Genomic DNA, 14,806 nt, shown 5'->3' on the forward strand with positions numbered 1-14,806 from the left:
ATATCAAAGCGTAAAATGTTTTGTCGTGAGACTAAATTGATAACAGCGTAATACAAATAATTAACGTCTGATGCTTTTTTCTGCCCATCAAATGATCGTCAACTGATATACTCCAACTATTACCGCTTTATGTTTGCAGATTGATGGGAGCGAAGATGTCTACTGAACATCTACTGTTAGTCGGATTACTTAAAAAATTAAAAGATGATGCCTTAGTATTGCCAACCTTGCCTGAAGTCGCCATGCGGGTGCAAGAAGTGGTGAGCCGCTCAGATGCAAGTCTTAAGCAAGTGGCTGAGGTGATTGGTCAAGATGCGGCCATTTCGGCGCGTATTATTAAAGTGGCCAACAGTGCCTTGTATAGTCGTGGGATTCCCGCCGAGAGTATTAATAGCGCAGTCTCCCGCATTGGCTTAATCCAAATTAAGAGTATTGCGACATCAGTGGCGATGGAGCAGCTATTTATTTCCACCAATGAAATGGTGTGGGAAGTGATGGATGAGGTTTGGCGTACTTCTATCGATGTGACGGCCGCGGCTTGTGCCATATTGCAGATGTACAATAAGCGTCGTACTAGCCAGTTAAATTTAGACACTTTAACCCTTGCAGGTTTAGTCCATAATATCGGTGCTTTGCCTGTGCTCACCGAGGCGGAGGCCCATCCTGAGTTATTTACCAGTATTGAGCAATTGCGTTCTTTAGTACGTAAAATGCAAGGCCCTTTAGGTCGTGCCGTGTTAAAAAGTTGGGATTTTGCCCCTGAGGTGATGGAAGTAGTTGAGCGATGGGCTGATTTGCCCTATTTACCCGACCATGTTACCTACTTAGATTTTATCCGTGCCGCGGCATTCTACACTGGCGAGTTACGCGCAGGAGCTGATTTTGAGCAGCGGATGGATGTGTTTGTTAGCCGTGGATTACCCGTCTCGGCGAATGACTTAGCAAGTGATGAATTTATGGATAAATTCCATTCAATCAAAGAAAGTTACCAGTAATCCTAGGGCTTAGAAGGAAATTAATCTTGTCCTATGGTGAGGAAATATTGGTCATTAGCTTACGCTGTAAGATTGAGGCCTAGATATGGTTATTCTGGAGTTTATCAGTTTAGCGTTGGTTATCGTTTTGATCGCCGTGCTGTTTCTTTTACGCACAAGATCCCAAGCATTGCGCCAACAGCAGCAATTCTTAGCACAGTTATGCCCTCAACTTGAAAAGCAAAAGACGGACCGAAGCCCACTTAACATTACAGACGTGCCGCAAGAGTATGCGTCCCTGTATCATTCCTTAAATGAGATGTTAGCCGCGTTACCCGCGGGGATGGGCAAAGATAAGCTGACAGGGTTAAATAATCGTGTTGGGCTTAAACGCGCACTGGCTTCGTTAATGCCTATCACACAAGGTACTTTAGTCCTTATTGATATTTATCGTTTTCGCTATGTGAACGATCTTTTTGGGTTTGTGTTTGGCGATATTTTGCTAAAACAGTTTGCCGAGCGGTTAACTGGCTTAAGCCTAAAACCGAAACTGATTGCCCGCTTAAATGGTGATGAGTTTTTTCTCTATTACGAGCAGAGTTTGTCGCAGGAGTCGTTGCTGCATTTACGTGGGCGCTTGCAGGTACCCTTTAAAATTAAGGATACGCCAGTCAGTGTGCGCCTACAAATTGGCTGTTTGCAATTAGCGCAGCACCATGCAGACGTGAGTAATATGCTCAGAAGACTCGATTTGGCACTCAAAAAAGCCCGTTCAACTCGAATCGAAATTGCCTGTTACAGTGAGAATGATGATATTCGCCAGCTGCGAGAATTAAAGATTATTGATAGCTTGCCTAATGGTTTACAACGCAATCATTTATACATGGTTTACCAACCTAAGCAGGATGTTACCTCAGGGGGATGCACTCAGGTCGAGGCATTAATCCGCTGGGAACATGAAGAGCTAGGATTGGTTTCTCCAGGGGAATTTATCCCTCTTGCCGAATGCGCGGGTATGATCGATCTCGTTAGCCATTGGGCCTTAGAACAAGTGCTCCAGCAGCAGGTAAAATGGCGATTAGCGGGGATTTCTGTTTGTGTTGCGTTGAATTTATCGACTCGCGATCTCGATAGTGAAACCTTACCCAATGAAATCGATGCGCGCTTAAAGCATTACCAGTTACCGCCAGAATGCTTAATGATTGAAATTACTGAGAGTACTTTGATGGCAGATTTAAATAAAGCCGTTGATACCTTAGCGCAAATCCGCAGCCTTGGGGTAAAACTCGCCATCGATGATTTTGGTACTGGTCATTCTTCCCTCGCTTATTTAAAACACTTACCAGCAAACGAAGTGAAGATTGATAAAGCATTTCTTGAGGATCTGAAACCGAACGAACCCTCTGAATATATCCTTGAGGCCAGCATTAATATTGCTAAAAAACTCGGTTATGAGGTAACGGTCGAAGGCGTCGAAACCCAAGAGGTGCTTAATTTCTTAGTCAAGATGGGCGTCGATCGGATTCAAGGCATATGCTACGCCAAGCCAATGCGGGCAGTAGAGCTTGAGATGCACTGGCATCGACTCCGTCCTGCACCCAAAATGCTTTGTGTCAATATGGGGTCACATTCCTAAGCTTAATTGAGTGATTAACTCGGCTGGCATCGGCGCGAGTTGCCGCGTCTGATTCATACAGACCATTTCAATGGTGGCCGTGACCGCAGGTTTTTTGCCGTTGGGTCGCCAAATTTCCTGCTGCCATACAGTGCGGTATTTGCTCTCAAAGTAGAACTTAGTGCGGATATCGATGATGTCGGCAAATTCCACGCCTTCGTGGCACAACATATCACTGCGATACACGGCGAAACCCAATTGTTGCTGTTGCCAGAGCTCGCGTAAACGCTCGGCGCCAATCACATGCTCACGGGCGCGCTCGAAGTATTTCAAAAAGTTCGGGTGATACACCACACCAGAAAAGTCGGTATCTTCGTAGTAAATTTGCACAGGAAAAGAATAAGTCGGGCTAAATTGCGGCATAAAATCATCGATATAGGATTATTCATTTGAGCGCAGTCTAGCGGTTTATTTTGTGAAACAAAACCCAAGAGAGTCGCTCAGTCCCATTGGAATGGGGGATGAGTATAAAAAGCAAAAGTAAAAAGCCATATTCGCCGAAACGAATATGGCTTTTTTGTAGGGTAATCGATGCGTTAGCGAATGATCATTTGATCGCGCTCAGGTCCAACTGACACCATGCTGACGCGCACGCCCATGAGGGCTTCGATGCGTTCAACATAATGTTGTGCAGCCTTTGGCAGACTTTCGAAGGTACGGCAAGTGGTGATGTCTTCACTCCAGCTTTCCATTTGCTCATACACAGGGCTTAATGCTGCTGTTTGTGGCCAAATTGGGTTCTCAGTGTGCTCACCGTCGTAGGCAACACAAATCTTGAGATCTTTCATACCTGTCAGGCAGTCAATCTTGGTCAGGGCGATTTCAGTTGCTGCTTGCAGCTCAACACCATTACGAGTCGCAACGGCATCGAAGTAACCCATATCACGTGGACGACCCGTAGTCGCACCAAACTCGTTGGCGTTTTTACGGAAGTCATCCTGCTCTTCCATCGCGGTAACTAAAGTACCCGTACCGACAGATGAGCTAAAGGCTTTGGCTACGGCAATGATACGCTCTGGGCGCAGTGCGGGTAAGCCACTGCCTAAACCTGCGAAAGCCGCTGTTACGTTAGAAGAGGTTGTGTACGGATATTCACCGTAAATTAAGTCACGACCTGCGCCTAATTGCGCTTCAAACAGTAAGTTAGCATCTTGTTTTTGCAGCGCTTTTAATGGCTCTGTCACGTTACAGATAAAGGGACGCCATGGCGCGGTGACATCTAATAACCACTGAGTCATTTCGGCGGCAGTTTGGGAGAAGTCACAGCTTGGATAGAGCGCCTTTAACTGTGGTAGCTTCCAATCAAGCATAAATTGAATGCGCTCTTGCAGCACTTCTGGTTGCTTTAACCAACCAACCAGAATGCCTTTTTTCATCACGCGATCGCCATAGGCGGGAGCGATACCTTGACGGGTTGAACCGTAGGCCAGATCGCCTAGACGTTGTTCTTCTAAGGTATCTTCCAGTGCGTGGATCGGTAAGCACAGGGTTGCGCGGTCAGAAATGCATAACTTAACTTCAATGCCAGCCGCTTCGACTTCGGCGATCTCAACACTGAGTTTTTCAGGGCTGATCACCATGCCTGGGCCAAGTACTGCAACGCAGTTTGGATTGAAAATACCGCTAGGTAATTGGTGTAATTTAAAGGTGCCATAGTCGTTTACGACTGTATGGCCTGCGTTGTTACCGCCTTGAAAGCGAACACTCGCAGCAGCATCCGCGGCTAAATAATCTACGATGCGGCCTTTGCCTTCATCACCCCAATTTGCACCCACAACTACGATAGACGGCATAACATCATCTCCACAGGAATTAAGCGGTTATGCTAGACCCCGTTATCGAATAAGAGAAATTAATTATAGTTATCGCATCGATAAGAAAGTCATATATCATGACGCCATTGGGAATGATGGATGGAGATAAAAGCAATGCTCGAACTTCATTGGCTAAAAACCTTTGTGATATTGGCTGAGTGTAAACACTTTGGTAAGGCAGCTGCGGCGCTGCATATGACACAGCCCAATGTCAGCCTGCATATCAAACAACTTGAGCAAAACACTCGGGTGAAGTTGATTGAACGTAATCCGTTTAGGTTAACTCAGGCGGGGTTCCGTTTGCTCGAGAGCAGTCAGAAGACCTTGATGGAGTTGCAAGTGTGTCAGGCGGATCTCAATGCCATCAACGATCTTAGCCAAGGTACCTTAACCATAGCGGCTAGCGACATCATTTCTCGCTTGTTGTTAATTCAGCCTTTTCAATTGTTTAAAGCGGAATTCCCCGGGATTGATTTTTCCCTGCTTAATACGACTTCGTTTCAAGCCTCGGAACTTGTCACCAATGCCGAGGCGGATTTAGGTTTTGTCATCGCCCAGAAAGAAAGTCAGCCGCTACATTTTACTGAGTTGCAGCAAATCAAATGGTGCGCACTTGGGAATAATTTAGCGCTATGGCAGCAGAGTCAAGGGCGTGATGATATGCCATTAGCGGAGCAACCTACCTTGATTTTACTTGGGCACGATACCCGTACTCGCGAGCTGCTCGATCCCGCCTTACCTAGCTTAAATTTGCCTCGCTATCGGATTATGGAAGTCGGCAGTGTTGATGCCCAAATCGATTGGGCTGAGGCTGGCTTTGGGGTGGCTATTGTGCCTGAGTTTTCCATTTACACTAAGACAAACTTAAAGAGTAAGGTGACACCACTGCCGGATTTTCCAAGTACAAGCCTAGGCTATATTGTGCGCCAAAATCAGATTTTATCTAAAGCCATTAAACAGTTATTGCAGTGGGTCAATCAAGAGATTATCCGCATTCAAGGACAGAGTGTGGGGAGCTAACTTCAAGGCTGGATTAGGTAATTAATTAGCACTCAACAATTGCTGATATTGGCCATTTTCTTTCAGCATGGATAAGCCTTGATCGAGGGCTTTAGCCAATAACGCAGCTTTAGGGTTTTCCTTCGAGAACGCTAAATAAATCTGACTGCTGTGGTTGTCAAAGGCGGCGATGACTTCATCGCTTACACCCATTTTTTGCAGGTTTTCTTGTGCGACAAGATCAAACATAACAGCCGCATCGATTCGGCCAATCAGCAGCAAATTGATAAGTTGCTGTTGGGTGGCGACCGTGACGATGTTCAATTGACGTTGTTTGACTAATTCAGGAAATTCGTCCCCATATTCATAGCTTTTTATTACTCCAACATTGCTGCCTTTTGGTATTTGCCATTTGTTTTCAGCAAGTAAAGAACGTTGCTTTCGTTGATAGAATGAGGCTTTTGCGACAAATAATGGCATATCCCCAAAGACGAAACGTTGCTCTGTGCTGGCTTCTCTGGTGACATTAAATACTCCATCGACAGCCCCTTTTTCGGCCATCATCAAGGCTCGGCTGTAGGGCACAACAAGACTATTGACCTCAATGTGAGCTTGTTTAAATGCGGCTTCGATCAGTCGATGAGAAATGCCTTGGCCAAACTGGTTTGCAAATGGGGGCCAACTGTCTTCGGCTGCTAAGGTAACAGTCTGAGATGAGGAGTTTTGTATAACATTTTGACTTTCTTGAGCTTTAGCTTGATGGCTGACTAAGAATAACAATAATAGTGAGGTACTCAGTAAAAAAAACAGTGTCGAAAAACGTCGCTGCTCAATTTTAGCCTTAGCCTCACCGCAAACACGCATTTTATGTCCGTATTAGCCTATTCCTAATGGGGTAACTTATAGCATAAGTCTTTATTATGAGGCCAATTATTTTGAGCTGTGCATGTAGAATTGTGAGCCTCACTTTACCTACTAATAACGAGTAAATGGTACCTATTAGACTAGAGGTAGTAAAGGCGAAGATGGCTAGCTGGTGAGCTAGGGTTAAAGATATGATGGTTTATCTGGCGCTACCTCGGTTTACCCTTTGCAGTAACTAAAGTTGAGCGTGTTTTTTATATTGTTATTCAACGTATTGGCTTAGTTTTGATTCAGCGATGATAGGCCGTTAAGTATCAAGGTTATCGAAAAATGCTTGTTGCACCTGTAGAAAATAGCTGGTTTAGTGGAGGTGAATCACCACTAAGCCTAAATCTTTTGAAAGTATTTAGGGGGCGTTTTCAGGTTAAATTGCTGTCAAAATACCCCGAAACTTCAATACGCCATTAATGCAAGATAATCGCGATGGGGTGTTGAATTTGAATCAATAAAACAACAATAAGGACAACCAATGGAATATCCTCTCGTCAGTACTCAATGGCTCGAAGCGCATCTTACCTCGCCTGATTTAGTGTTACTCGACGCCAGTATGGCCGTGGTTTTGGGCAAAGAGCCGATTGTCTATTCAGAGCCTGTATGTATTCCTCGCTCGAGGCGCTTTGATGTGGAAGAGGATTTTTGCGATAAAACGTCTTCTCAAACCCATGCCTTACCCAAATTTGAACAGTTTGTAGAAGGAATTGCCAAGCTTGGTATTAGCCCGAACAGCGTGGTTGTTATCTATGATAATCAAGGTATTTATTCATCTCCGCGCGCTTGGTGGATTTTCAAAGTAATGGGATTTCACCGTGTGTATGTGCTCGATGGTGGCTTACCTCAATGGATGGCTGAAGACAGAGTCACCTCATCTCGCTACCAGGAAGAAGGGATAGATTATGGCGCAAGCGATAGTGAGGAACTGACTGCTGTACTGGAATATCAGCCTGCAAAGGTGATGGATGCTGAGGCTGTGTTAGCCAAGCTTGATGATAGCGATAGTGCGATTATTGATGCACGGGGATCGGCGCGCTTTTTAGGCCAAGTGAGTGAGCCGCGACCTGGAGTGCGCAGTGGGCATATTCCCCATTCGGTCAATCTCCCCTTTGGTGACGTGCTCAATGGCTTCAAAATCAAAGATGTGGCCGAATTGGTTAAGCTGTTTCAAGGGCTTGTTAGCGATAAACCGTTAAGGATTTTTAGCTGTGGCTCGGGTATTACCGCCTGTATTTTAATCTTAGCCTCGGTCGCTGCGGGGCATACTGATGCTGTACTTTACGATGGTTCTTGGGCGGACTGGGGCAGTCGCAACGATTTACCCATCGAGCGTTAAACGATATTAGGTGGAGTGCAGTCCTTCGGAATGCTAACCTTGCCGCAATCAATTGACGGTGATATGTCCTTTGACTTATCAAGGAGTTTGTCATGATAACCAGATTGTTCGATAAATTGATCTTTGGCTTTATCTTAGTGATGGCGCTGCAACTCCCCCAATTAGCCGATCATTATCAGCAATTTTTGGCGGGGCTCTATACTTCGACTCAATGGCAAGTTGAGGGCTATAAGGCCACGGCTAAGGCGTATCACTTCAGCGATGTTGAAACCATGATCGCCCGCCATTTGCAAAATGAAGAGCCTAGCGTCAGGGCGGATGCCGAGCAAAAGCGCCAGACGTTGGCTCTGCTGCAAACACTTCAACAGGGAATGCAGACTTTTGAGCAGGGGAATCTCTTCGAGAAAACCGCCTATATGTTCAATCCCGCTCGTTTTGAATATTTAGAGCAGACTATTGTTAACTTTAAGCCTGGCATCCCGTTAACCGCCAGTGGTATCGGTTTTGGCGTGTTGGTGGCGTTAATCGTGCATTATCTTGGTTCACTGCCTTTTATTCTGTGGGCAAGACGGCGTAGGCGGATTAAGTTAACCCGCGCCCTATAGGTCGTTGGATACTTGCGCGTTTATCCAACGACAGGGCAAACCTTAGAATAAGTCCTTAAACCTGTGGTACAGCATACCCGCAGCCAGCATAGGCGAGCGGAATGTGGGGCCGCCAGGGAAGGTCATATGCTTAATCTTGGCGAATACATCAAAATATCCTGCTTGCTGACAAATGGCTTCGGCTAGGAGTTTTGCTGCCATGTGGGTGGCATTTACGCCATGACCTGCATAGGCTTGGGCGTAAAAAATATTACTCGCATCGGGTAGGCGACCAATTTGCGGCATACGGTTGGCGCCAATGCCTATCATGCCGCCCCATTCGTAATCGATGCGTACGCCTTTTAATTGTGGGAATACCTTTTCAAGATTGGGCCTAAGCGCTGCCTCTATATCCTTTGGGTCTTTGCCTGAATAAGTACAAAGTCCACCAAACAGTAAGCGTCTATCCGCTGATAAGTGGAAGTAATCTAGTGCAATTCGCATATCTGCAAATGCCATGTTTTGCGGGATAATGCTTTGGCATTGCGCTTCTGTCAGTGGTTCGGTTGCAAGTAGATAACTCCCCGCAGGAAGCACCTTACCGCCGATGTAGCTATTTAATTTATGGCCAATATAGGCGTTGCCAGCGAGTACGAGATATTGGCAAGTCACTTCGCCTTTTGCCGTTAATACTCGCGGTTTATTGCCTGAAATAATCTTTTCTGCGGCGCTGTATTCAAATAATTGCGCACCTAATTTACGGGCAACACGAGCCTCGCCCAAGGCCAAGTTAAGTGGATGTAAATGGCCACTTCCCATATCCACTAGGGCACCTTGGTAAAATTCTGAGCCGATAACTTCACTGAGTTGGGATTGGGTCAGCAGCTTTATTTCATGCTGATATCCTAGGCTTTTAAGACTGTCGAATTCGTCTTGAAGCTCAATCATATGTCGAGGCTTCACCGCAAGATCGCAATAGCCCATTTGTAAGTCACAATCGATATCATGGGTCTGTATCCGATTTCTGACGATCTCCACGGCTTCAAAGCCCATTTGCTGGATCGCACTGACACCTTCTTGTCCAATTTCGTTTATAAATTGCGCTGGGTCATGGCCAATACCGCGGATCAGCTCGCCGCCATTGCGTCCTGAAGCGCCCCAGCCAATTCGTTTGGCCTCAAGCAACACCACACTTAAGCCTCGCTGTCTTAGTTCAATCGCTGTGTTAATGCCGCTAAAACCGCCGCCCACAATACAAACATCTGCCGTTATGTTGCCTTCAAGTTGAGGGTGAGCGTAAATTTCTTTAGCAGTATCAAGATAATAAGAGTGAGGGTATTGTTCACTGTGCACTGGAGGTTTAGTGGCCATTAGGGCTCCAAAAAATTGTTTTTATTGTAAATTGGGCTTGTCTCAGTATACTCATCACACTTTTGTGATACTGCTTTAAAGTGTTCGTTTTATTTAACACACTTTTTAGCTAGAATACAACGGAAGCGATTAAACTCACGCTTTTAGGGCTAAAATGTGTTTGGGATGGTGTTTATCCTGAACAACCGTTCTTCATCTATCGGGGCGACCGATCCTTTGGGGAGATGTGAAATTTGGATATTGGAGCCAGTCTCAGAACTGTTCGAAAAATGAAAGGCTTATCCCAACGCGAGTTGGCTAAGCGTGCTGGTGTGACTAACAGTACGATTTCAATGATCGAAAAAAACAGTGTTAGCCCATCCGTCAGTTCTTTGAAAAAAGTATTGTCGGGTATCCCTATGTCTTTAGTCGATTTTTTCTCAATTGAAGCTTCAATTGAGTGTGAGCAAAAAGTGGTATATCGCTCCGATGAACTCCTCAACATAGGTACTGGGCCATTAGAATTCAAATTGATTGGTCGTGATTTTCCCAATCGTGCCATGTCGGTGATGAGTGAAACCTATCCACCGGGTTCGGATACGGGCGAGGAAATGCTGAAACACGAAGGTGAAGAAGCTGCCATGGTGATTGAAGGTAAGTTCGAGCTTACCGTTGGCGACGAGGTATATATCTTAGAAGCGGGTGATAGCTATTACTTTAATAGTGAGCTACCCCATCGATTTCGCAATCCCTTCGATGAGCCTTGTCGGCTGATCAGTGCTACAACCCCTGCTAATTTCTAATTGCGTAACGCTGTCCTAGATTGCCTAGGGTAGCGTTCTCTTTGAGAACCCACCAGTTACTCACCATATTAGTCCGGCTTTGGATTGTAATATATCATTCAAAGTGTAAATAATATTTTTCAAATGAACTTAGGTTTTCAGTCTTTATCTTTGGCTAATTTTCATCCTGACAATACTGCTGGTGGTTGTTTTATCATCAAAGAACAAAGATTGTTAGTTTAAGTTTCTGTATTAAAACTAAAAATTACGCATTTAAATCAAACTGTCATTAACAAGTGTTTAACCTCTTGCCTGAGGTTAAATTTCGGTGTACTGTGTGAAAAAATGAACATTAAAAATTAACTTGTTCATTGTACTCGTGAATAAATGCTTGGAAGGTGAGTTATGTCTACCCTGTTACCCCTTATTGGTGTTATTGCGTGTAACCAACGATTGGGTTCACACCCTTTTAATATTGTTGGCGAAAAATACCTATTAGGTGTGGTAAATGGTGCTAAGGGGTGGCCACTTGTGATCCCATCCTTAGGCGCGGACCAACCTATCGAAGCCATTCTGGCAAGACTTGACGGTATTCTGTTTACGGGTTCGCCCTCTAACGTTGAGCCACACCTTTATGCGGGGGTACCGAGTGAAGCGGGTACTCACCACGATCCTAAGCGTGACGCTACGACACTACCACTTATTCGAGCTGCCATTGCTGCGGGAGTCCCCGTGCTTGGGATTTGTCGCGGTTTTCAGGAAATGAACGTGGCTTTTGGTGGCAGTCTGCACCAGAAGTTACACGAAATGGGCGGTTTTATTGAACATAGAGAAGATAAAGAGGCCTCGTTAGAGGTGCAATATGGGCCATCCCACAGTATTACTGTGGAGCCTGGGGGGGTCATTTACGAGGCTTGGGGCCGTAACTCTGCAGAGGTTAACTCTGTGCATACTCAAGGCGTGGAGCGCCTTGGGATGGGGTTGCGGCCAGAAGCTTGTGCTCCTGATGGTCTTGTGGAGGCTTTCTCCGTGATAGATGCCACTGAATTTGCCCTCGGTGTGCAATGGCATCCTGAATGGAAAGTAAGTGAAAACCCATTTTACCTCTCAATATTCAATGCCTTTGGTGATGCGTGTCGTCGTAGGGCTACAACTCGAGTGAAATAAAATGAATAAGCTAATCGCTTTTTTAAAAGAACGAAAAATCACAGAAGTCGAATGTGTTATCAGCGATATGACTGGTATCGCCCGTGGCAAAATTGCGCCAGTAGATAAATTTCTCGATGAAAAAGGTATGCGCTTACCCGAAAGCGTGTTGCTGCAAACCGTCACCGGTGACTTTGTCGACGATGATATCTATTACAGTTTGCTCGATGATGCCGATATCGATTTTGTCTGCGTTCCCGATGAAAATGCAGTATTTATGCTGCCTTGGACGATTGAAGCTACGGCACAGGTGATCCACGATTGTTACGACAGAATGGGCAATCCTATCGAATTATCACCTCGTAACGTCTTGAAAAAAGTGCTGTCTCTTTATGATGAAAAAGGCTGGGAGCCTGTTATTGCACCTGAGATGGAGTTTTACCTGACCAGCCGTAGCGATGATCACGATTTACCCCTCAAGCCGCCTATTGGCCGCTCAGGCAGACCGGAAGCGGGGCGTCAGTCTTTTTCAATTGATGCCGCCAACGAATACGATCCTCTGTTTGAAGATATGTATGACTGGTGCGAAATTCAGGGTTTAGATATTGATACGCTTATCCATGAAGATGGCCCTGCACAGATGGAGATTAACTTCAGTCACGGCAACCCATTATCACTAGCGGATCAGGTGTTTGTGTTTAAGCGCACTCTACGTGAAGCGGCATTAAAGCATAATGTTTGCGCTACCTTTATGGCAAAACCCGTAACCGATGAGCCGGGTAGTGCTATGCATATTCATCAAAGTGTGATTAACAAAGAAACGGGTAAAAATATATTTACCAACGAAGATGGTACGCAAAGTGCGTTGTTTTTGAGTTATATCGCAGGGCTACAGAAATTTATCCCTGAACTCCTACCTTTGATGGCCCCAAATGCTAACTCGTTCCGTCGATTCTTACCGGGAACCTCTGCGCCCGTTAACTTGGAATGGGGTGTTGAAAATAGGACCTGTGGTTTACGTATTCCGGAATCTTCACCTCAAAATCGTCGTATTGAAAACCGTATACCAGGTGCGGATGCTAACTGCTACTTAGCCATTGCAGCGAGTTTACTCTGTGGTTATATCGGTATGGTCGAGGGACTCAAACCCTCCACACCCGTTCAAGGTAAATCCAATGAAAGCCGGAGCAATAACCCACACTGCTTACCATTAACCTTGGAAGAAGCGTTAGCTGCGATGGAAGAAAGTGATGCCTGTAAGGAATATTTAGGTGAGTCCTTTACCACGGGCTTTGTGGCCGTCAAACAGGCCGAGCTTGAAAATTTCCGCAGAGTGGTGAGTTCGTGGGAGCGAGAATTTTTATTACTCAGTGTATAAAATGTTTTACATAGGTTGCACTGTTTTTGTTCAATATCGTCATGTTGTTAACGGATTCTAACGCCTGACAATGAGAACATTCAAACAGTGATTAAAAATTCTCTGCACCATTTTGGGTTGCTTGCTTAACTTTGGTGCAGAGTGCTTTTAACCTTAAGTGCTTACTTTGGATAAAGGGAAGATTTATCTGCTCTTTTGAGTGCTCATTCATTTAGTGTCTCTGTGTGCGGTGCTTGGTCCTAAGAGTAAATACATAAAGTTGAACCTGTAAGTTTGGTTTTAACTGGCTGTTAGTTAATAACTTTGTAAGATGGTTGCAGCGGTTTCCCTAGGGGCTTGAGGCATTTGCCTTAATATTGCAAGATGTATGGTGTTACGATAACTAGTCTATTTTTATGCTTGTTAATGCAAATATAGATATAGATAAATTTGGCATGAAATCTGATAATCCCATTCATTGCAGCGACCTAGAGATGAAGGCATTATGGTGCTGTAGAGACTGCCGATGCGGTTTTTAAGGTGTAGCATTGGTCGAGAATAACAACAATAACCGAGCAGATGGTCGGTGACACAATTTCAGAATTGTTAAAGGCAATTCTGCTACCCGAGAAAGGAGAAAGCATGAAGCTATTTAATAAGATGACGACTTTGGCGCTAGTAACCGCAGGATCACTTGCCAGCGTAGCTGCTCAAGCTGAAGAAGTTGTGCGTGTATATAATTGGTCTGATTATATTGCAGAAGACACCTTAGAAAACTTCAAAAAGGAAACTGGGATTCGGGTGATTTACGATGTGTTTGATAGCAATGAAGTCGTCGAAGCTAAGTTATTATCTGGTCGCAGCGGCTATGACATCGTTGTCCCATCCAACCATTTCCTCGCTAAACAGATTAAGGCCGGTGCATTCAAGCCACTAGACCGCTCTAAACTCACCAATTTTAAAAACCTCAATGCTGACCTGATGAAGCTGTTAGAGAAGGCCGATCCAGGTAATCAATATGCAGTCCCTTATCTGTGGGGAACGAATGGTATTGGTTACAACATCAATAAAGTGAAAGCGGCTGTGGGTGAAGATGCACCATTAAATTCTATGGAGCTGATCTTTAACCCAAAATATGCTGAAAAAATCTCTAAATGTGGCTTTGCCATGTTAGATTCGGCCGATGATATGGTGCCACAGGCAATGATTTATCTTGGGCTCGATCCTAACAGTACTAAGGCCGAAGATTACGAAAAAGCTGGTGAGTTACTCGAAAAGATTCGTCCCTATGTGACGTATTTCCATTCATCACGTTATATCTCTGATCTCGCCAATGGTGATATTTGCGTGGCTTATGGTTTCTCTGGTGATGTGTTCCAAGCTGCTGCCCGCGCCGATGAAGCGGGTAATGGCAATAAGATTGGTTACTCTATTCCTAAAGAAGGCGCCAACCTGTGGTTTGATATGTTAGCCATCCCAGCAGACGCCACTAACGTGGAAAATGCTCACAAGCTTATCAACTACTTACTTCGCCCTGAGGTGATTGCACCTATCTCTAACTATGTGGCTTATGCAAATCCTAACGATCCTGCACAGCCCTTAGTCGATGAAGCGATTCGCAATGACCCAGCGATTTATCCACCAAAAGAAGTATTAGATAAATTGTATATTGGCGAAATTCGTCCATTGAAAATCCAACGTGTATTAACTCGCGTCTGGACCAAAGTGAAATCTGGCCAATAATCGACATGGGGCAAGCACAGCTTGCCCCTTTTGATAACAAGACAATGGCTGCTCCTTTGGACATTAAGTCTGCAAGATTAAATCTCTATTCATTAATTCATTGTGTAAATCTCAAGTGTTGAATGTGTTAT

13 protein-coding genes are annotated in these 14,806 nt (G+C 44.9%); 9 read left to right on the top strand and 4 right to left on the bottom strand.

Annotated elements, in window-relative coordinates:
• The first annotated feature begins 155 nt into the window (after positions 1-155).
• Both HG547_RS02460 and HG547_RS02465 read left to right on the top strand, forming a co-directional pair.
• The gene (locus tag HG547_RS02460) at positions 156-995 is read left to right on the top strand and encodes an HDOD domain-containing protein (RefSeq protein WP_169546910.1); all 840 of its coding nucleotides are present in this window, start codon (positions 156-158) and stop codon (positions 993-995) included.
• Between the two features lie 85 nt (positions 996-1,080).
• Positions 1,081-2,610 carry a bifunctional diguanylate cyclase/phosphodiesterase gene (locus HG547_RS02465; RefSeq protein ID WP_169546912.1) on the top strand — a complete coding sequence of 510 codons (1,530 nt, stop codon included), beginning with the start codon at positions 1,081-1,083 and terminating at the stop codon, positions 2,608-2,610.
• Here HG547_RS02465 and HG547_RS02470 read toward each other — a convergent pair.
• Together HG547_RS02470 and HG547_RS02475 are read right to left on the bottom strand one after the other, a co-directional pair.
• Positions 2,599-3,012 carry a thioesterase family protein gene (locus HG547_RS02470; RefSeq protein WP_169546914.1) on the bottom strand — a complete coding sequence of 138 codons (414 nt, stop codon included), beginning with the start codon at positions 3,010-3,012 and terminating at the stop codon, positions 2,599-2,601. The genes HG547_RS02465 and HG547_RS02470 overlap by 12 nt on opposite strands.
• Before the next feature lie 173 nt (positions 3,013-3,185).
• Positions 3,186-4,442 (bottom strand): adenylosuccinate synthase, encoded by a 1,257-nt coding sequence (locus tag HG547_RS02475; RefSeq protein WP_037415384.1) that lies wholly within the window; start codon positions 4,440-4,442, stop codon positions 3,186-3,188.
• A 135-nt stretch (positions 4,443-4,577) separates the two neighbouring features.
• Here HG547_RS02475 and HG547_RS02480 point away from each other — a divergent pair, with 135 nt between their 5' ends.
• Complete coding sequence (locus HG547_RS02480; protein ID WP_169547037.1) at positions 4,578-5,483, top strand: LysR family transcriptional regulator; 906 nt, start codon at positions 4,578-4,580, stop codon at positions 5,481-5,483.
• A 21-nt stretch (positions 5,484-5,504) separates the two neighbouring features.
• On the opposite strand, the gene HG547_RS02485 is transcribed toward HG547_RS02480, so the two are convergent.
• Complete coding sequence (locus HG547_RS02485) at positions 5,505-6,326, bottom strand: transporter substrate-binding domain-containing protein (RefSeq protein ID WP_169546917.1); 822 nt, start codon at positions 6,324-6,326, stop codon at positions 5,505-5,507.
• 529 nt (positions 6,327-6,855) lie between these two features.
• Here HG547_RS02485 and HG547_RS02490 point away from each other — a divergent pair.
• Positions 6,856-7,713, top strand: a complete 858-nt coding sequence (locus HG547_RS02490; RefSeq protein WP_169546919.1) for a sulfurtransferase — start codon at positions 6,856-6,858, stop codon at positions 7,711-7,713.
• 92 nt (positions 7,714-7,805) lie between these two features.
• Positions 7,806-8,318: a DUF2937 family protein gene (locus HG547_RS02495; RefSeq protein ID WP_069454462.1), complete on the top strand. Its 513-nt coding sequence runs from the start codon at positions 7,806-7,808 to the stop codon at positions 8,316-8,318.
• A gap of 42 nt (positions 8,319-8,360) precedes the next feature.
• Here the strand turns inward: HG547_RS02495 and HG547_RS02500 are convergent, their stop codons facing one another.
• The gene (locus tag HG547_RS02500) at positions 8,361-9,668 is read right to left on the bottom strand and encodes an FAD-binding oxidoreductase (RefSeq protein ID WP_169546921.1); all 1,308 of its coding nucleotides are present in this window, start codon (positions 9,666-9,668) and stop codon (positions 8,361-8,363) included.
• 233 nt (positions 9,669-9,901) lie between these two features.
• Here HG547_RS02500 and HG547_RS02505 point away from each other — a divergent pair, with 233 nt between their 5' ends.
• The 4 genes from HG547_RS02505 (at position 9,902) to HG547_RS02520 (ending at position 14,675) form a co-directional block, all read left to right on the top strand.
• Complete coding sequence (locus tag HG547_RS02505; RefSeq protein WP_037415400.1) at positions 9,902-10,450, top strand: cupin domain-containing protein; 549 nt, start codon at positions 9,902-9,904, stop codon at positions 10,448-10,450.
• 384 nt (positions 10,451-10,834) lie between these two features.
• On the top strand, positions 10,835-11,596 hold the full coding sequence (locus HG547_RS02510; RefSeq protein ID WP_169546923.1) for a gamma-glutamyl-gamma-aminobutyrate hydrolase family protein: 762 nt from the start codon (positions 10,835-10,837) through the stop codon (positions 11,594-11,596).
• Between the two features lies 1 nt (position 11,597).
• Positions 11,598-12,953, top strand: coding sequence for a glutamine synthetase family protein (locus HG547_RS02515; RefSeq protein WP_037415407.1), 1,356 nt, complete (start codon positions 11,598-11,600; stop codon positions 12,951-12,953).
• A 621-nt stretch (positions 12,954-13,574) separates the two neighbouring features.
• Positions 13,575-14,675, top strand: a complete 1,101-nt coding sequence (locus HG547_RS02520; protein ID WP_037415411.1) for a polyamine ABC transporter substrate-binding protein — start codon at positions 13,575-13,577, stop codon at positions 14,673-14,675.
• The last annotated feature ends 131 nt before the right edge of the window (positions 14,676-14,806 follow it).

Origin of the sequence: Shewanella sp. DNRA4, from assembly GCF_012843185.1 — a bacterium.
In the GTDB taxonomy this organism is placed as follows: Bacteria; Pseudomonadota; Gammaproteobacteria; order Enterobacterales; family Shewanellaceae; genus Shewanella; species Shewanella xiamenensis.

Coding starts and splice junctions, on each gene's coding strand:
- HG547_RS02470 (WP_169546914.1), bottom strand. CDS start 3,012: ATGCCGCAATTTAGCCCGACTTATTCTTTTCCTGTGCAAATTTACTAC.
- HG547_RS02485 (WP_169546917.1), bottom strand. CDS start 6,326: ATGCGTGTTTGCGGTGAGGCTAAGGCTAAAATTGAGCAGCGACGTTTT.
- HG547_RS02520 (WP_037415411.1), top strand. CDS start 13,575: ATGAAGCTATTTAATAAGATGACGACTTTGGCGCTAGTAACCGCAGGA.
- HG547_RS02510 (WP_169546923.1), top strand. CDS start 10,835: ATGTCTACCCTGTTACCCCTTATTGGTGTTATTGCGTGTAACCAACGA.
- HG547_RS02515 (WP_037415407.1), top strand. CDS start 11,598: ATGAATAAGCTAATCGCTTTTTTAAAAGAACGAAAAATCACAGAAGTC.
- HG547_RS02465 (WP_169546912.1), top strand. CDS start 1,081: ATGGTTATTCTGGAGTTTATCAGTTTAGCGTTGGTTATCGTTTTGATC.
- HG547_RS02475 (WP_037415384.1), bottom strand. CDS start 4,442: ATGCCGTCTATCGTAGTTGTGGGTGCAAATTGGGGTGATGAAGGCAAA.
- HG547_RS02495 (WP_069454462.1), top strand. CDS start 7,806: ATGATAACCAGATTGTTCGATAAATTGATCTTTGGCTTTATCTTAGTG.
- HG547_RS02480 (WP_169547037.1), top strand. CDS start 4,578: ATGCTCGAACTTCATTGGCTAAAAACCTTTGTGATATTGGCTGAGTGT.
- HG547_RS02460 (WP_169546910.1), top strand. CDS start 156: ATGTCTACTGAACATCTACTGTTAGTCGGATTACTTAAAAAATTAAAA.
- HG547_RS02490 (WP_169546919.1), top strand. CDS start 6,856: ATGGAATATCCTCTCGTCAGTACTCAATGGCTCGAAGCGCATCTTACC.
- HG547_RS02500 (WP_169546921.1), bottom strand. CDS start 9,668: ATGGCCACTAAACCTCCAGTGCACAGTGAACAATACCCTCACTCTTAT.